Annotated in this window: 16 protein-coding genes and 1 other RNA gene; 3 read left to right on the top strand and 14 right to left on the bottom strand. The window is 60.2% G+C overall.

All coding sequences use genetic code 11. The features are described 5' to 3' along the window. Positions 1-11: 11 nt before the first annotated feature. The 3 genes from GA0061102_RS15880 to GA0061102_RS15890 form a co-directional block, all read right to left on the bottom strand. Positions 12-449, bottom strand: coding sequence for a DoxX family protein (locus GA0061102_RS15880; protein ID WP_092850529.1), 438 nt, complete (start codon positions 447-449; stop codon positions 12-14). 106 nt (positions 450-555) lie between these two features. After that, a complete protein-coding gene (locus GA0061102_RS15885; RefSeq protein ID WP_092850531.1) occupies positions 556-1,017 on the bottom strand; it encodes a tetratricopeptide repeat protein in 462 nt (153 codons plus the stop codon). Positions 1,018-1,042: 25 nt separating this feature from the next. Next, positions 1,043-2,017: an MBL fold metallo-hydrolase gene (locus GA0061102_RS15890; RefSeq protein ID WP_092850534.1), complete on the bottom strand. Its 975-nt coding sequence runs from the start codon at positions 2,015-2,017 to the stop codon at positions 1,043-1,045. A 343-nt stretch (positions 2,018-2,360) separates the two neighbouring features. Between GA0061102_RS15890 and GA0061102_RS15895 the strand changes: the two genes are divergently transcribed. Together GA0061102_RS15895 and GA0061102_RS15900 are read left to right on the top strand one after the other, a co-directional pair. Further along, the gene (locus GA0061102_RS15895; protein ID WP_092850540.1) at positions 2,361-3,116 is read left to right on the top strand and encodes a sigma-70 family RNA polymerase sigma factor; all 756 of its coding nucleotides are present in this window, start codon (positions 2,361-2,363) and stop codon (positions 3,114-3,116) included. Continuing rightward, the gene (locus GA0061102_RS15900; RefSeq protein WP_092850548.1) at positions 3,113-3,916 is read left to right on the top strand and encodes an anti-sigma factor family protein; all 804 of its coding nucleotides are present in this window, start codon (positions 3,113-3,115) and stop codon (positions 3,914-3,916) included. Before GA0061102_RS15895 ends, GA0061102_RS15900 begins: the two co-directional genes overlap by 4 nt. A 55-nt stretch (positions 3,917-3,971) precedes the next feature. Here the strand turns inward: GA0061102_RS15900 and GA0061102_RS15905 are convergent, their stop codons facing one another. From GA0061102_RS15905 to GA0061102_RS15940, 8 genes are all read right to left on the bottom strand, one after another. Next, positions 3,972-4,718 carry a YebC/PmpR family DNA-binding transcriptional regulator gene (locus tag GA0061102_RS15905; protein WP_092850553.1) on the bottom strand — a complete coding sequence of 249 codons (747 nt, stop codon included), beginning with the start codon at positions 4,716-4,718 and terminating at the stop codon, positions 3,972-3,974. 134 nt (positions 4,719-4,852) lie between these two features. Next, positions 4,853-5,695, bottom strand: a complete 843-nt coding sequence (locus GA0061102_RS15910) for an MBL fold metallo-hydrolase (protein WP_092850559.1) — start codon at positions 5,693-5,695, stop codon at positions 4,853-4,855. 125 nt (positions 5,696-5,820) lie between these two features. Beyond that, the gene (locus tag GA0061102_RS15915) at positions 5,821-6,645 is read right to left on the bottom strand and encodes a TIGR00282 family metallophosphoesterase (protein WP_092850568.1); all 825 of its coding nucleotides are present in this window, start codon (positions 6,643-6,645) and stop codon (positions 5,821-5,823) included. Between the two features lie 3 nt (positions 6,646-6,648). Continuing rightward, entirely contained in the window at positions 6,649-7,236 is a 588-nt protein-coding gene (locus tag GA0061102_RS15920; RefSeq protein WP_092850575.1) for a 5-formyltetrahydrofolate cyclo-ligase, read from the bottom strand. Between the two features lie 105 nt (positions 7,237-7,341). Further along, positions 7,342-8,016 carry an HAD family hydrolase gene (locus GA0061102_RS15925; protein WP_342588036.1) on the bottom strand — a complete coding sequence of 225 codons (675 nt, stop codon included), beginning with the start codon at positions 8,014-8,016 and terminating at the stop codon, positions 7,342-7,344. Between the two features lie 345 nt (positions 8,017-8,361). Then, complete coding sequence (locus GA0061102_RS15930; protein WP_092850581.1) at positions 8,362-9,759, bottom strand: virulence factor; 1,398 nt, start codon at positions 9,757-9,759, stop codon at positions 8,362-8,364. Continuing rightward, the gene (mprF, locus tag GA0061102_RS15935; RefSeq protein WP_092850586.1) at positions 9,756-12,365 is read right to left on the bottom strand and encodes a bifunctional lysylphosphatidylglycerol flippase/synthetase MprF; all 2,610 of its coding nucleotides are present in this window, start codon (positions 12,363-12,365) and stop codon (positions 9,756-9,758) included. Before mprF ends, GA0061102_RS15930 begins: the two co-directional genes overlap by 4 nt. Before the next feature lie 498 nt (positions 12,366-12,863). Beyond that, positions 12,864-13,304 carry a MarR family winged helix-turn-helix transcriptional regulator gene (locus tag GA0061102_RS15940; RefSeq protein ID WP_092850595.1) on the bottom strand — a complete coding sequence of 147 codons (441 nt, stop codon included), beginning with the start codon at positions 13,302-13,304 and terminating at the stop codon, positions 12,864-12,866. A gap of 125 nt (positions 13,305-13,429) precedes the next feature. Between GA0061102_RS15940 and GA0061102_RS15945 the strand changes: the two genes are divergently transcribed. Further along, positions 13,430-15,229 (top strand): chloride channel protein, encoded by a 1,800-nt coding sequence (locus GA0061102_RS15945; RefSeq protein WP_092850597.1) that lies wholly within the window; start codon positions 13,430-13,432, stop codon positions 15,227-15,229. Positions 15,230-15,303: 74 nt separating this feature from the next. Here GA0061102_RS15945 and ssrS read toward each other — a convergent pair. The 3 genes from ssrS to GA0061102_RS15960 form a co-directional block, all read right to left on the bottom strand. Next, positions 15,304-15,462, bottom strand: a non-coding RNA gene (ssrS, locus tag GA0061102_RS15950) — 6S RNA. 66 nt (positions 15,463-15,528) lie between these two features. After that, entirely contained in the window at positions 15,529-15,906 is a 378-nt protein-coding gene (locus tag GA0061102_RS15955; protein WP_092850600.1) for a cell division protein ZapA, read from the bottom strand. A 45-nt stretch (positions 15,907-15,951) separates the two neighbouring features. Next, a complete protein-coding gene (locus tag GA0061102_RS15960; protein ID WP_004117381.1) occupies positions 15,952-16,227 on the bottom strand; it encodes a DUF4164 domain-containing protein in 276 nt (91 codons plus the stop codon). Positions 16,228-16,427 lie beyond the last annotated feature (200 nt).

The following is a 16,427-nucleotide window of genomic DNA, read 5'->3' on the forward strand; positions in this document are numbered from 1 at the left end:
GATCGACGGGCTCAAGCCACGAGCCTCGTCTTCCAATGACGCCGGATGAGCATGTCCAGGGACAGCTTGCCGGCGCCGGCGACGATCAGTGCGAACATGCCGCCTGAGATCGCCAAATCCTTTTCGAAGTGCAGCAACTCATTGTGACTGGCGAAGTTGGTGTGAAAGAGCAGCGCCGTCAGCAGGCAGAATAGGCCGAGGCCAAATGCCGCCAAGCGGGTCATCAGCCCGAGCGCAATGGCAAGGCCGGCGCCAAGCTGCAGCACGATCGTTGCAGTCGCGATGGGGGCCGTGACGCCAAGCTTGGCCATGGCCTCCAAAGCATTGTCGAAATTGCTGGCGAGTTCGATGCCTTCCTCCAGGAAGAGCAGCGACAGCAGCACGCGGCCGAACAGCAATGCCATGTCGGCCATATTGACAAGAACGGCACTCTCCTCTTCGAATTCCATGGCCTTTCTCCTTCCCGTCAAAATCCGCGCGGTTTCCAATCCGGCCCGGCAGCATTCCCACGACTTGATCGAATGGAAATGCCGCCGGATCGGTTGAAGCCGTGCGCTAGTTGGTACCCTTGGCGGCAATCGCCTTGGTCAGATCTTCAAGCTCTTCGCATCCTGACGGGCAAAGCTTGGTCAGCGCTGCCATCTGCTCGCGTGCCTTGGGCATGTTGCCGGTCTCGACATAAAGTTCGCCGAGATATTCGTGCGCGCCCTTGTGATCGGGCTGCAGTTCCAGCGCCTTGGTGTAGTAGGTCAGCGACGTCTTGAAGTCCCCGGTCTTGCGCAGGGTGAAGCCCATCAGATTGTAGACGTCGGCCTGCTGGTGCTCTTCGGCGATGTCGCGAAGCTCGGCAAGCGCGCCGGCATAGTTCTTCGCATCGATCTTGGCACGCACCGAGGTCAGGTCAGGCGCGTCGGTCGATTCCATGTTGTCGACGGCAAACGCGATGCCTGCTGTCGCGGCCGGGAGGATGGTGACGGCGCAAAGGCCGGCGATCCCGAAAATGGCATTCCTGAACATGGTATTTGCTCCTCTTTTTGGCCGCTCAGGCCTGGATGGTGGGGGTGAATCCGTAGGCATTGCCGTCCTTGACGAAGGTGCCGGAGCCTGGGAATGGAAAATGCGAGCCGCAAATCCTGATCTTGTCGGCAATGATGCGATCGATCAGTCTGCGGCGGGTGGCGACGGCCATCGGGCCGTCCTGGTCGTAGGCGCCTTCCCATTCCGGATGGGGGGCAAGCAGCGCCGGCACATACATGACGTCGGCCGAGACCATCAGCTGCTCGCTGCCGCCGTCGATGAGGAAGACCGAATGCCCAGGCGTATGGCCGTATGCGGCCAGCATGTGCACGCCGGGCGCGACTTCTGCACTATCGTCGACCAGCTTCCAGTTCTTCCATGTCGGGAAGACGGAGGCGATACGCCGGCCGGCTTCCTTGCGTCCCTCCGCCAGCTTGTCGACGCGGCCGGGATCGGTCCACCAATTGTATTCGGCTGCGTTGACGATCAGCTCGGCATTTGGGAAGACAGCCGCATTCGTTCCCTTTTCCATCAGTCCCCAGACGTGGTCCGGATGGAAATGCGAGATCATGATCGTATCGATCTTCTTATAGTCGATGCCGGCAGCGGCCATGTTGGCCGGCAGATGCGTGGCGTTGGTCTGCCATTGCCCGACACCCGAGCCGGCATCCATCATGATCTTCCGTCCGCCGATGTCGAGAACGACGACCGTGAGCGGAATAGGCATGAAATCCGTCGTCAGGCCGGCCTTGGAGAGCGCTTCCTTGGTGTCATCGACCGAAGCATTCTTGATGAAGGCTGGATCATGCGGCTTGCGCCAGATGCCGTCATAAATGGCCGTGACCTCGATCGAACCGACCTTGTATTTGTAGAAGCCGACCGTCGGCTCCAGCGGCGTGGCGGCAAAGGCTTGCGGGATGAATTCGAGCTTTGACGACAGCCCGAAGGCTGCCGCCGCTGCGGCCGTGCCGAGAACGGCGCGGCGGGTCATATCAAACATCGCAATATCTCCTCAGGGTTATGGCTTTTGAGCCAGGCGGAGGACGCTTCAGATCGCGGCCATCCACTGAGGAAGAAGATCGATAACGATGGGCGCTTATTCCCCACCGCGCCCAAAATTCTATCAAGCCATTGATATATATGGAAATTATTTTAGAAAGCCTTGATTGAGACGGCAGAACGGCGACCATCCGCATTCGGTGTTTGCGATTTTTTGCGTGCGATCGGGAATAAAACCCGCTCGAGCGCGATCTACCGTCTCAGGCAACATTGCATGCACCGTATCCGAGGCTTACAGTCGGTATCGGCGTTTTGCGGGGATCATGATGACAGACGCCCGAATTATGACTTCGATGACGCTTGGCGACCAACTCCACTCATTGACATGGAATTGGCCGCAAACCACCGCGATACGCAGGCTGGCGCGGCTTCTGGCTCGGCTGCGAGCCTTCGTTGCGCAGCCGAAAACCGCCTATCATGCCGTCCTGATGGCGGTGGCAGAACCGGCGGCAAATGCCGGGCCGCAGCAACGCGCGATCTCCTCACCCGATGAGACCATGCGCCGCTTCCAGCAGACCATCATCCCGCATCTGGATGCCGCCTATAATTTCGCACGCTTCTTGAGCAGGGACGCCGATGGGGCGCAAGATATCGTACAGGAGGCATTTCTGCGCGCCTATCGTGGCTTTGGCGGCTTTCGCGATGGCGATGCTCGAGCCTGGACCTTCACCATCGTCCGCAACTGTTATCATGCCTGGCTGCAGGAAGGGCGGCGCAAAACCCGCTATGAACAGCCGATGACCGGCGAAAGGGACTTGGATGAAGGCTCGCCGTCATCCGATCCCGCTTCCGAGGAGGATACGCCGGAGGCAGCATTCATCCGCAAGTCGGAAACGCAGCGGGTGCGTGAGGTCATCAACACACTGCCCGATGCCATGCGCGAAGTCCTGGTCCTGCGTGAGCTCGAGGACCTTTCTTATAAGGAGATCGCCGACATCATCGATGCGCCGATCGGCACCGTCATGTCGCGCCTTGCCCGCGCCCGCCGCGATTTCGGCGAGGCCTGGCGCACCCTCGACGAAGAGGGGGCGGCACGATGAGCGAGGGGAAACACAATGATCACGGCGAGTGGGCTGACCTGTTGCACGGTTTCATCGACGGCGAACTGGACGCCGCCAACGCGGCGCGTTTCGAGGCGCATCTTGCGACTTGCCCGGAATGTGCCGGCGAGATGGAGAATGCCGTGATGGTCAAGCGTCTTTCCGCACGCGAAGGAGTGAAATGGCAGGCGCCGGACACCGTCCATGCCCGCGTTCAGGCCGCACTTTCGCTGGAACAGGCCATGACCAAGCGCGCAACGGCTGCCGCGCACCAGACGGAAAGCCCATCGCGGCGCATTTGGCGATTGGTTCGCGAATGGAGCTTCGTGCCGTCGCTTGGCGTTTTGGCCGCGAGCCTCATGCTGGTGCTGAACGTGCCGCAGCAGAGCCAGACGATCGAGGACCAGCTTCTTGCCAGCCATGTGCGCTCGATGCTTGCCGATCATCTGACCGACGTGCTGACCTCCGACCAGCACACCGTCAAACCGTGGTTCAACGGCAAGATCGATTTTTCGCCGCCGGTGGTCGATCTGGCGACCCAGGGCTTTCCCCTTGTCGGCGGCAGGGTGGATTATCTCGACGGCCGCGTAGTCGCGGCGCTGATCTATCGCCGGCATGGCCATGTGATCAATCTGTTCATCTGGCCTGCTGCATCGGGAACCCGCAGCAATGCCGAGAAGGACGGCTATAATTTTGTCGAATGGCATGCGGACGGGCTGATCTTCTGGGCCGTCTCCGATGTCGCAGCCCCCGATCTCGCTGCTTTCCGCGACGATTTCACGCGCGCAACAACCCCATAACGCAAAAAGCCGGCCGCATCGCTGCCGCCGGCTTTTCTGATTCATTGCGAGGGGATCAGGCCGAAAGCTTGGCCAAAACCTCTTCCGAGACTTCGAAGTTCGAATAGACATTCTGAACGTCGTCGTCGTCTTCGAGGCTGTCGATGAGCTTCATCAGCGACACGGCCTTTTCTTCGTCGACCGGCACATTGTTCTGTGCGCGCCAGATCGCCTTGACCGTTTCGGCTTCGCCGAGCGTCGCTTCAAGCGCCTTGGCAACTTCGCCGAGGGATTCGAAGGCGCAGATGATCCAATGACCTTCTTCGTCGCTTTCGACATCGTCAGCGCCAGCTTCGATCGCCGCTTCCATCACCTTGTCGGCATCGCCAACAGTCGCCTTGTAGGTGATCTCGCCGACGTGATCGAAGGAGAAGGACACCGAACCGGTTTCACCAAGCGCACCGCCGGCCTTGGTGAAGATTGAGCGGACGTTGGAAGCCGTGCGGTTGCGGTTGTCGGTCAGCGCTTCGACGATGATCGCCGTGCCGCCTGGACCATAACCCTCATAGCGGATCGCATCGTAATTCTCGGTATCGGCGCCGGATGCCTTCTTGATGGCGCGATCAATATTGTCCTTCGGCATCGACTGCGCCTTGGCGTTCTGAATCGCCAGGCGCAGGCTCGCGTTCATGGTCGGGTCAGGCAGACCCGCCTTGGCGGCGACAGTGATTTCACGCGCCAACTTCGAGAACATTTTCGAACGCACCGAGTCCTGACGACCCTTGCGGTGCATGATGTTTTTAAACTGTGAATGGCCAGCCATGGCACCCCTGTTCACGTCTTTTGTTGGGAATGGCCGCCTTATAAGAGCGAAGCGGCCTTCATTCAAGTAAAAAGCCGGATAATGGCGGCTGGGGGATGCTGACTTCAAGAAGATCGCAGAGACGATCGTGACGCTCAAAGCCCCTTGAGCACATAGATCAGGGGCTTGCGTGGCAAGGTCTTCACCGACACCGTCACGCTTGATGTCGGTGCGTAGCCGACATCGAAGTCGGGACCGAACAGGGCGAGGAACTGATCGATCGGTGGTCCCCAGCGATGCATGGGCAGGATGAGCGACGAACGCAGCCGCTTGACCACGCGGCTCATGCTCTCAGCCCCCATGGTCAGACCGCCATCGACCGGCACCATCACGACATCGAGCCGGCCGATCTCAGCATATTGATGGTCGGTGAGTTCGAAATGCAGGTGTCCCAGGTGGCCGATGCAAAGGCCGGCAACCTCGAAGATGAAGATCGAATTACCGTTGGCCTCGATGCCGCCGCCCCAGGAGCGAATATCGGTCGTGACATTGCGGATCAGCGTGTCGCCGACGGTCAGATGGATCTTTGCCGGCTCTCCGGGCACGTCGCTCCAGCCATGCAGTACATATTTGATCGCCGGATCGGGTGTCAGCGTATAGTGGCTCGGATGCGCCTTGTTCATTGTCACGACTTCAGCCGTGTAGGGTGGCGGATATGCGCCGCTATGATCCGTGGCGATGGAAACCCCGCCGGGCGTCTCGATGAGGAACGTCGCGTGCCCGAGGAAGGTGATCTTCACGTCGCCATCGACGAGTTCATTGGCAAGGGTGGGGCCGGGTAGAGAAAAGCTGGCGAAACTCGCCTTGGGAAAGGATTGCGCGATCGCCTGGCACTGGCTCGGCTCCGGACGCGCCGGCTCTTGCTGGGCGTCAGCCGCGCTCCAGCCGAAGATCATCGATAGGAAGAACGCGGCAAGGACAGGAAATCGCGGCATCATGCCATCCCCTCGAGCCCGACAGTGGCGGAAGGATGCGGCATCGGCGGAGACGGGTCCAGCTGCAATCAGGCGCGATTGCTCACAATCGCGTCATCGCATGGCGATGATGAAAACCCGTGCGGCGATCAGCGCCAGAAGTCCGGAATGGTTTCCGCCAGACGCGGGCCAAGCCGCAGCGGCGCGATCTTCTCGGCCAATCCCGTCGCGTCGGAAATCTCGACGCCGACGCCGCAGATGGTCGCAGGCCCCGAAGCCGCTTCGAACCGTCCCTTCGGCATTTTTGAGATGAACCGGTTGAGCGGCTCTTCCTTTTCCATGCCGAGTGAGGAATCATAATCGCCGCACATGCCGGCATCCGACATATAGGCTGTGCCGCCATTCAGGATCTGCGCGTCCGCGGTTGGCACATGCGTATGCGTGCCGACGACGAAGCTGGCGCGGCCATCGACGAAATGGCCGAAGCATTGCTTTTCGCTGGTCGCTTCCGCATGAAAATCGAAGATGATGGCATCGGCCTGTTCCTTCAGCGGACAGGCATCGAGAATAGCTTCGGCAGACTTGAAGGGATCGTCCAGCTCCGGATGCATGAAGACGCGGCCCATGATGTTGGCAACCAGAACCCGGGCGCCGTTGCGAGCGTAATACAGGCCGGAGCCGCGGCCGGGCGTGCCGGCCGGATAATTGGCGGGGCGCAGGAACTGGTCATGGCGCTCGCAGAAAACGACGGCTTCCTTCTGGTCCCAGACATGGTTGCCGGTCGTCACGACATCGGCGCCGGCGTTGATCGTCTCTAGAAAGATATCTTCGGTGATGCCGAAGCCGCCGGCGGCGTTCTCGCCATTGACGATGACGAAATCGAGCTTCAGATCGGACACCAGCCCCGGAAGGCGGTCCCATACCGCAGTCCGCCCGGTCTTCCCGACCATGTCACCCAAAAAAAGCAGCCGCATTCGCTATCCAATCGCTTTCGAAACGAAATTGAGTCCGCTCTCGGTCAAAATCGCGTCAAGACGGACATCATGCGGCTCAGCCGGTACTGATGGCACTTCTTGGCAATCAAATGCAATGCCGATCAGGCTCGGATTCAGCCCTTTTTCATGCAGGCGGGTAATAGCGCGATCGTAATAGCCGGCGCCATAGCCGATGCGATGGCCGGTTCTGTCGAAAGCCGAAAGCGGCACCAGCATCATCCCTGGGTCGAGCACGGCCGCGTCCGGCCCCGGCCCGGATGTACCGAACCCGCACGGAACGAGCGGTGCGCCCGGCACAAGTTCGCGAAAGACGATCGTGCTGCGATCGAGGATGATGGGCACGCAAAGCCGCGCTCCGCGCTCCCTCAACCGCGCCATCAGCGGCCTTATGTCGACCTCGGAGCGGATCGGCAGGAAGCCGGAAACGACGGTTCCAGGCTCGATATCGATTTCATCGCCGCCATGCATAGCCATGGCGAGGGCCTTTTCGATGCGCTCGTCGGCCGGAATGGCGTCACGCGCGGCCAGACGCTCGTTGCGATATTGGGTTTTCAGCTCTTTGGGGGTCATCGGATCTACGCGATTTTCTACTATATCACGAGAACATAATGAGCCGGCAGCCTATTGCAATGCGCGAAAGCGACATGCGGCGATCGCATCGCCGATCCCGGATTGTCAGCCGTTGCGGACAATCGACATTTTTCCTTCTCCATCCACACGCGCATGGACATTTTCGTAGTTCAGCAACGTCGAGTGGTCGGTTTCCACCGGATGGGAATGCGTCGCGGTAATAACAAGCACATCCGCGCCGGCCGCCTCACCTGCCTTGATACCGGCCATCACATCCTCGAACACCAGGCAATCTGAGGTGCGCAGACCAAGACGTTGCGCTCCGAGGATATAGCCCTGCGGATCAGGCTTACCGACCTTGACGTCCTCCGCAGTCACGATGAAGCGCGGCACCGGGATGCCTGCGGCGTCAAGTCGGGCCATCGCCAGACGGTATGGAGAGGAAGTGACGATCGCCCACCGTTCCGGCGGCAGGGACGCGAGGAAGTCGACGGCACCCGGCAGTGCGACCACGCCCTCGACGTCGGCAATCTCCGCTTCCATGATCAGCGTCGACTCAGCGATCGGATCGACGCCGGGCAGGTTCAATTGGCCGATCGTATCGACGCCGCGCTTGCCGTGCATGGTCGGCATGAACTTCTCGACATCAAGGCCCTTGCTGCGGGCCCAGTTGCCCCAGACGCGCTCGGCAGCGGCGATCGAATTAATGATCGTGCCATCCATGTCGAACAGGAAACCGGAATAGGCTTTGGCGAAGGCAGAAGACTGTACGGCGGACAAGGCAGGCCCTTTCTAGAGCAATTCCAGCAAAAGTGCGCAGCGGTTTTGCGTCCGGAATTGCGTGAAAACAAAGAGACAGAGCATTTCCGCGACTCCGTTTGAAACGGAAATGCTCGGGACGTGGAAACGAGTGGCCGGCACCAGCCGCACCACTCGCGATATGTGCCTCTTTCGACTAGCGGCAGCAGCGGCAAGAAGCAAATGATTGCTGAGCAACGAACCCGGGAAAGGTCCGTTCCTTCGTCTCGACCGACACGATATCGGGAGGTGGTGCTGGCATCGCCAACAGGAAAATGTCGAAGCGGAAACGAGCGGCGGTGCGAACCAGCCGCCCGTATCGATCCATTATTCGCCGAGGCGGCTCTTCAGGCCATTGATAATATGGTTCGACAAGGCCTCATAATCGTCATCGAAATGATGGCCGCCATTCATGGTGATGATTTCCGCACCGGTGCCCTTCAGCAGCGGGCATCCGACATCCTCGTCATCGTCCTTGCCGTAGACGCACTGCACCATCTTCGGGTTGATCGACTTCAGATCCTTGATCGGATCGCCGCCCTTGCCTTCGCTCGAAGCCCCGAGCCAGCCCATGACGGAAATCACGTAGTCGACCTTCTGCGACAGCGACAGCAAGGACATCTGGACGATCCTGTCCTTTTCCGGCTGTTTCAGGCGGTTATAGCTTGCCGGCAGCACGTCGGCGCCGAAGGAATAGCCGATCAACACCACATGCTTGACCTTGAAGCGCTTGGTATAGAACTGGATGATCCGGGCGAGGTCATCGGCCGTCTGCTGTGGATCCCGCTCCGACCAGAAATAATGCAGGGAGTCGACGCCCACTACCGGAATGCCCTGATCCTGCAGATAGCTGCCGACTTCCTTGTCGATGTCGCGCCAGCCGCCGTCGCCCGAATAGACGATGGCAAGCGTATCCTCGGTCGGCGTCGCTTCCATGATATCGAGCGGCAGGCCGAGCGGCGACTTGGCGTCGTCGATCGACTTCATGAGGTCGGCAAGCGAAGCCTCGAGCGTCGCATAGGTATCCGCATTGTCGGAATTCGTAGTCTGGACTTCGGGATGCTCCTTCTGGATCTCCTCGACATGGTCGCGTCCGTCCTTCGGTGCGTTCGCCGTGAAGGTTACGACAATCGGGTTCGGCAGCGCGCCTTCCTGCAGGCCGAAGGACACCATATCGCCATCGGTCTTCTTCTCGGCCGGCGTGCAGAGCTCCTGCTTGAGGCCGATACCGGCTGCCGGATCGACGGCCAGCGTACCCGCAACCGTGGCATCCGGCGTCTGAGCTGCGATCGTCAACGCCATGGCGCCGCCCGCGCCAACGCCGGCAATGATCGGGGATTGATAGGTGCTGTCGGCAAACGAGCGCTGCACCTGCTGGCTCAGCGATTCCAGATCCGCGACGATGTAGATGCAGCCGTCGTTCTTCTTGACGTCGTAGTTGTTGAGCGACGTCAGAAAGGACGGATAGTCGATACCGATGACGAGCGAGCCATTCGCGACGAGCTTGTCGGCAACGGCCTTCTCCTTGTCGCCCCACCCGGCAAGATCGGAAATCAGGACGACCTCGTTCGAAACTTTGCCTTGCGGGCGCAGGATATGCGGCGCCGGGATCATGCCCAGATCGTATTTGGTATCGTCAGCTTCCGCGCGCGCCTGGCCGGACACCAGCAGGCCCGCCGACAGCATCAATCCGAAAGCCAATGACATTGCGTATTTCAAGATCATTTCCTCACGACCCCCTTAAGTCCGCCCCCGATGAGGAATGTGGCATCCATCAACGCAATCATGGGACTTACACCACCCGAAACAGCCAGATAGCGCGGCTGCCATTCGGGATGGAACTTGGATTTGAAGGCACGAAGCCCTTTGAAATTGTAGAAACGCTCGCCGTGTTCGAACACCGTTCCCCCGACCCTATCCCAGACCGGCGCCGATTCACGTCTCGACATGCCCGATAGCGGCGCCATGCCGAGATTGAAACGCTGAAAGCCCTGGCCCTTGAGGTATTCGAGGATCTGCACGAACAGAAAATCCATCGAACCTTTTGGGGCATCGGGCGAAAAACGCATCAGATCGACGGACCCCTCCTCCCTGGTCTCCGTCATCAGAATATTCGCAAAGGCGACGATCTTACCATCCTTTTTCAACACGCCGACGGGCTGTGAGCTCACATAGTCCGGATCGAACGCGCCCAGCGAGAAGCTCTTTTCCTTGGCATTATGATCGGCAAGCCATGTGTCGGAGACTTCGGCAAGCTGCTCTATGACATCAGGCACATCTTGCGGCTGGATAACGGCAAATTCTAGTCCATCGCGAACCGCCCGGCTTGCCGTCTGCCTGAGGTTGGCCCATTTGCCGCCTTTCATCTCGAAATTCGAAAGGTTGACGACCGCCAGCTCGCCGAGCTTGAACGCCCGCAAACCGGCATCGGCGCAATAGGAGAGCAATGCCGGCGAGATCTGATAGAAGACGGAACGGCAGCCGGCCGCGCGCGCCGCCTCGACAAACCGCCAGATAAGATCCGGAAGCGCGTGGCGCGGGCCGACGGGATCGAAAAGCGCGATCCACGAGCGGCCTTGCTTGCTGTACATGATGAAGGCATCGCCCTTTTCCGAGAACATGATGCTCTTGTCACCCATGCGCACCAGATTGGCGTCGGCAATGCCCTGCTTTTGGACGACCTGAACCGCACGCGACACCACTTCCCCAGTGACTGGCTCCAGCCTCCTCGTTGCCGGCCGCAGCAGGCTGAAGATCGCGACCGCCGATGACAGGATGGAAATGCCGAGCGCAGCGCGAAGGCCGCGCGGCGCCTCGTCGGCGAATTCGAACTGCCACCATAGCTGATTGCTATATCCGACATCGCGATAGACGAAGAACAGGACCACCACGGCGCCGATGCAGATCACGGCCATGGCCGTCAGCCATCCGGCCGTGAGCGTCTGGCTCAGCAGCGAGGCCGGCCGCGAGAACAGCCGGCGGCTGACGACGAGGCTGAAGATGAAGAATGCCAGCAATCCGGCTTCGACGATGGCGATGGCTTTCAGCAGCGATAGCAAAAGGGCAAACGCCGCCGAGAAGATCGATACCCACCAGGCGCCGTCGAGACGCTGCCCCAGACCGCGGGCGGCGACGACGATGGTCAGTCCGAGAAGGCTCGAAAAGAAATGCGCGCTTTCGACGACAGGCAAAGGCAGATAGTCGGACAGAACGATCAGGTTCTGGTCCGGCGTTGGCGTCACGCTCGAAAAGATCAGCATCATGCCGAGCAGCAGTGCAAAGGCAGACAGCAATTGCGGCATGAGGCGGCCGCCGACGCGGCGCATGCTTGACGCGGCGGGATGATCGACGAAACGACGCAGTTCCGCCACCGAGATCGCCGCAATCGCAATGACGAGCGGAATGACGTTGTAAATGACGCGATAGAGGACCAGCGAACTCAGCACGGCATCTTCGTTCATCGAGCTGCCGAGCCAAGCGATGATGATCGTCTCGAAAACACCGAAGCCGGCGGGGACGTGACTGAGCACGCCAAGAGCGACGGCGATGGCATAGATGGCGAAAAAGCCCGGCCAGCCGATCGCCGTTTCCGGCAGCAGCACGTAGAGCACGGAGGCAGAGGCGGCAATATCGAACGCGGTCACCAGGAACTGCCGGGACCAGGTACGCGAATCCGGCAACCGGACGGCGATCGAGCCAAGCCTCACCTCGCGGCCATCGCGCCCGGCAAAGACGACGAAAGCAAGCGCCACAAGGATGGCAACTGCAATCAGGCGCAGCCATAGCCCGTCGACATCGACCAGCGGCCCGATCTCATCGGCGATGACCAAAAGCGCGATGGCGCCGACGGCTGCAAGGCCGAGACCGAAGGAAAGCGTGACGAATGCTATGACGCGCGTGATGTCGTCGGGCGCCAAACCCATTCGCGTATAGGCGCGGTAGCGGATTGCGCCGGCGCTGAGCGCACCGAATCCAGCAGTATTGCCGACGGCATAGGCGCTGAACGAGGTCAGCGCCACATGCGGAAACGGCAGGCGCTTGCCGATATATTCGAGCGCGTTCTGGTCGTAGAAGATCAACGAGGCGAAGCTCAGGCCGGTGAACAGCAGAGCGAGCAGCACCGATGAAATCTTCGTCGTCGTCAAAGCATGTACGACGTCGTCATAGCGAACTTGGTTGGTCAGATCGTAGATCGCATAGGCCGCCAAGCAGAAGACCGCGACAGTGAGAACGGCGACGATCAGCGTGCGGTAACGATTGAGGAAACCGATGACACCGCCAATTTCTTCCAGTTCCTCATCGGCTTTTTCAAGATCGATTGGGCTCGACATGCTCTACCTGTTTGTTGACCTTCGCCAGTCCCGATTGTTCGGATATTCAGTAACGCCGACGATGCGTCTCTTTGCTACCGCCCTGCATTTCTTTCGACAGGACCGTTGTTACGCGCTCCCATCGTTCCGAATTTGGGCAATTTTGGCGCGGCTCCCAATTCCGCCAGCAATGAATCCGCGATTATTGAAAGGAATTTGCCAAGCACCCGGCTTTTTAGACTTATCTACACATAAAAGTGATCTTCACATTTACCTTGCGCGCAGCTCCCTATCAGGAATTTTCAACTCGGTCACCTGCTGCACAACAGCTTTCAGATGAACATTTCCTGACAGTCAGGCAGGTGACCACAATGCAGCCGCGACCGGAATTTCCGCGACAATGCCAGCGCGGCGCAGTTCCTCCGGCCATCGAGGCCACGCAACGTTAAATAGATCGGAAAATTGCTCGATCAACCGTTCTTGCGCTGTGAGCTAAGCTGAGGGTACCGCGGATGGCGATCAGCCTTCGGCTTCCACTTCGGCCTGAAGTTGCGTCAGGATCTCGATCAATTCCGGTGCCATATCGCGAATTTCGCGCAGATGGATGGCACTTAGTCGCTGCAGCACCTCTTCGGATCGCTCGGTCAGCTGTAATATCTGCCGGCGTTTGTCGGCGGGATCGGGATGCCGTGTGACATAGTCCGCATCGATGAGGCGTCCCACGAGTTCGGTCGCCGTATGCGGGGCGATCAGCAGCCGCTCAGCCAGCAAGCCGATCGTCATCGCCACACCTTGCGGATTGCCCTTGATCGCCAGCAACGCCTGATGCTGCTGCGGCGGCAGGCCGGCCTCCTGCGCCGCGGACGTGCTGAAATCCGTGAACTTGCGCAGGGTGTAGCGCAATGTGGCGAGCGCCTCGTAATCCGCCTGCGAAAGAACTTCGTCCAAACGTCGCACCATCAAATCATCCTCTTTGCCGCAGCTTGCGGCCCTAGTTGATTTATATCGCATTACGATATATTTGCCATCTCAAAGCGGGAAGCGGCTGAAGGACGGCCGCGCACGCTTAGCACAGAAGGTCGCCAATGCAGGACAGCACCCCCCAACAAACGAACAGGCATGATTTCTCCGGCGGCGCCTCCCGCAAGGACAATGGCGACTTCACCACCGACAAGCGCGTCCTGCTGCTGATCGCCATGGCGCTCGTCGTCGGCACCGGTGGCGCTTTCGCGGCCTGGGTGCTCGTCAATCTCATTGCGCTCGTCAGCAACGCCTTCTGGCTGTTCAAGATCAGCACAGAGCCACTGTCCTTCGCCATGGTGACACGCTCGCCCTGGATGGTGGCCGCTCCCATTGTTGGCGGCCTCGTCATCGGCCTGATGGCACGCTATGGCTCGGAGAAGATCCGCGGTCACGGCATTCCAGAGGCCATCGAGGCGATCCTCATCGGCGGCAGCCGCATGTCGCCGAAGGTGGCGGTGCTGAAGCCCCTGTCATCGGCCATCTCGATCGGCTCCGGCGGCCCGTTCGGCGCGGAAGGCCCGATCATCATGACCGGCGGCGCCATCGGCTCGCTCTTCGCGCAGCTCTTCCATCTCAGCGCCGCGGAGAGAAAGACCCTGCTCGTCGCCGGCGCTGCGGCCGGCATGACGGCGGTGTTCGGCACGCCGATCGCGGCAGTCATGCTTGCCGTCGAGCTGCTGTTGTTCGAATGGAAGCCACGCAGCTTCATCCCCGTCGCGGTCGCGGCCTGCGTTTCGGTCGTCTGGCGGCCGCTGCTGATCGGCAGCGGCGCACTCTTCCCCGCTCATTTCGATATGTCGCTCTCGTGGTGGGGCATTCTGCTCGCCGCCGGCCTTGGCATCATCTCCGGCCTGCAATCCGGCCTGCTGACGACCTTGCTCTATAAGATCGAGGATGCTTTCGAGAAGCTGCCGATCGACTGGATGTGGTGGCCAGCACTTGGCGGCCTCGTCGTCGGGCTCGGCGGCTTGATCGAACCCCGCGCCCTCGGCGTCGGCTACGATATCATCGCCGATCTGCTGCACAGCCACATCGCCGTCGGCGCTGTGCTGGCGATCCTGCTGGTCAAGGCAGGCGTCTGGCTGGTCGCGCTCTCCTCCGGCACATCCGGCGGCGTTTTGGCGCCGCTGCTCATTCTTGGCGGTGCGCTGGGCTGGCTGGTGGGCCTTGTCTTGCCCGGCGATCCCGGTTTCTGGGCGATGCTCGGCATGGCGGCGATGATGGGTGGCACCATGCGCGCGCCGCTCACCGGCACCTTCTTTGCCGTCGAGCTGACCGGGGACACGAGCGCTCTCGTGCCTCTGCTGGCGGCAACGGTGGCAGCCTATGCCGTCACCGTTCTGCTGCTGCGCCGCTCTATCCTCACGGAAAAGATCGCACGGCGCGGCCAGCACATCACCCGCGAATATGGTATCGATCCGTTCGAACTCACCCGCGCCGCCGATATCATGATCGCCAAGGTGGATACTTTGCCCGCCGCCATGCGCCTGTCCGAAGCCCTGGCACACATGACCGAGCGGTTGGATGCTCATCGCTTCTATCCCGTCGTCGAAGCCGATAGCCGCTTGGTCGGCATGATCTCACGCGCCGGTGCCTTGCGGTGGCAGAGCGAGCCGGAGCTTATGGATCAGTCGCTCTATGACGTCGTATCGGATACGTCTCTTCCGGTCGCCCATGCCGACGATACCGTCGGCCGCGTCGCCGACATCATGATCCATGCCGATACGGGACGTATTCCCGTCGTCGAACCGCAAACGGGCCGCCTTGTCGGCTTGATTGCCCGCAAGGACCTGCTGCGCTTGCGCAGCGCGACCAACCGCGCGGAACTCGAGCGCGGTGTTTATCTCGGGTCGAAAAGTTAAGGGGAGGAGGACTGGCGTCAGCGCGGCACAAAGAACTACGCAACGCCTTCCTTGCCTTAGCGAGGAAAATTTAAGAGCGATCCACGACAACCGATGGATGTTTACGATCCTGGGTGCCTACAAACGTAGGTGGGCGCCGTGTGTCCAGGCCCACGGGCCTAGTCAGGGACAGCTCCCTTTGGATCGAGTATGGCCCCAGGGATTGTGGTTCCTGTCGGGAAGCGCAGACCGCTCGAACTATATAAAGTGGATTCAGCCTTTCTGCCAGAGGGTGATGAGCGCCACCCTCAGAAATAAACTCAGCCCTGCTCAGGGCTCGGCCGGGCGAGAAGCTTCTCGGTAATGCCGTGGATGCGTGTCGTCACCTCATCGATGACGCTCGCCAGCGTCTCCTCGGCCCGCGCATTGGCGGCCATGGTCGTATCGCGATTGCTCGTCAGGGATTCCAGCTCGGCTTCGAGCGAAGACACGCGGCGCGTGAGTTCCGCCACTTCGTCGGTGATCATGATGCCGGCCATGACCGTCAGGCGCAGGTCGCCGATCTCTCCGAACTGGTTCTTCAAATGCAGCACATAGCGGTCGAAGCGAGTGGCGAGATCCGTCAGATGATCTTCCTGCCCCTCTTCGCAGGCCATCCGGTAGGCTTTGCCGTCGATCGTTACCGTTACTTGTGCCATTCGACTTTCCGATCATTGCCGTGTCGCGACGGCTGCCCCAAGGGATCAGCGGTCCAGCACGGCTCTTATGGTTTCCATCGCCGTAACAAGCCGGCGCGACACCTCACGATTGACTTCCTCGAGCCGGTTCGCACGGAACTCGGCCTGATCCAGCTCCTGAGCAAGACGAGAGCGATCTGCATGAACCCGCCGCACCTCGCCTTCTATGTCGCTATGCGCACGCTCGCGCTCGAACCGCCCGTCAACTGCGCTTTCCAAAGTGGAAAGCGCCTGGCGCAACTGGGCGAGCGCTGCGTCCACCGTTTTGCCTGAAGGTGTCATGGCCTTCGATACTCCGCGCAAGGCCCGAATCAAAACATCCGGCCACTTGTCTGATTTCGCAACAATATTCAACTCTGCAACAGCACGTCAATAAAGGCTGCCATGTGGCACCCTCCCTATTCTGTGGATGAATGCCTCCTTTGCCGGCCGTACAGGCCTTGTCGCATGATTGTCGTCTTTTGTAAAAGTAAACGGGCAAA

This window comes from Martinezella miluonensis, assembly GCF_900094545.1.
GTDB classification, from domain to species: Bacteria; Pseudomonadota; Alphaproteobacteria; order Rhizobiales; family Rhizobiaceae; genus Rhizobium; species Rhizobium miluonense.

Coding starts and splice junctions, on each gene's coding strand:
- GA0061102_RS15910 (WP_092850559.1), bottom strand. CDS start 5,695: ATGATGCCGCGATTTCCTGTCCTTGCCGCGTTCTTCCTATCGATGATC.
- GA0061102_RS15915 (WP_092850568.1), bottom strand. CDS start 6,645: ATGCGGCTGCTTTTTTTGGGTGACATGGTCGGGAAGACCGGGCGGACT.
- GA0061102_RS15905 (WP_092850553.1), bottom strand. CDS start 4,718: ATGGCTGGCCATTCACAGTTTAAAAACATCATGCACCGCAAGGGTCGT.
- GA0061102_RS15895 (WP_092850540.1), top strand. CDS start 2,361: ATGACTTCGATGACGCTTGGCGACCAACTCCACTCATTGACATGGAAT.
- GA0061102_RS15945 (WP_092850597.1), top strand. CDS start 13,430: ATGCAGGACAGCACCCCCCAACAAACGAACAGGCATGATTTCTCCGGC.
- GA0061102_RS15930 (WP_092850581.1), bottom strand. CDS start 9,759: ATGATCTTGAAATACGCAATGTCATTGGCTTTCGGATTGATGCTGTCG.
- GA0061102_RS15885 (WP_092850531.1), bottom strand. CDS start 1,017: ATGTTCAGGAATGCCATTTTCGGGATCGCCGGCCTTTGCGCCGTCACC.
- GA0061102_RS15900 (WP_092850548.1), top strand. CDS start 3,113: ATGAGCGAGGGGAAACACAATGATCACGGCGAGTGGGCTGACCTGTTG.
- GA0061102_RS15940 (WP_092850595.1), bottom strand. CDS start 13,304: ATGGTGCGACGTTTGGACGAAGTTCTTTCGCAGGCGGATTACGAGGCG.
- GA0061102_RS15890 (WP_092850534.1), bottom strand. CDS start 2,017: ATGTTTGATATGACCCGCCGCGCCGTTCTCGGCACGGCCGCAGCGGCG.
- GA0061102_RS15960 (WP_004117381.1), bottom strand. CDS start 16,227: ATGACACCTTCAGGCAAAACGGTGGACGCAGCGCTCGCCCAGTTGCGC.
- GA0061102_RS15880 (WP_092850529.1), bottom strand. CDS start 449: ATGGAATTCGAAGAGGAGAGTGCCGTTCTTGTCAATATGGCCGACATG.
- GA0061102_RS15955 (WP_092850600.1), bottom strand. CDS start 15,906: ATGGCACAAGTAACGGTAACGATCGACGGCAAAGCCTACCGGATGGCC.
- mprF (WP_092850586.1), bottom strand. CDS start 12,365: ATGTCGAGCCCAATCGATCTTGAAAAAGCCGATGAGGAACTGGAAGAA.
- GA0061102_RS15920 (WP_092850575.1), bottom strand. CDS start 7,236: ATGACCCCCAAAGAGCTGAAAACCCAATATCGCAACGAGCGTCTGGCC.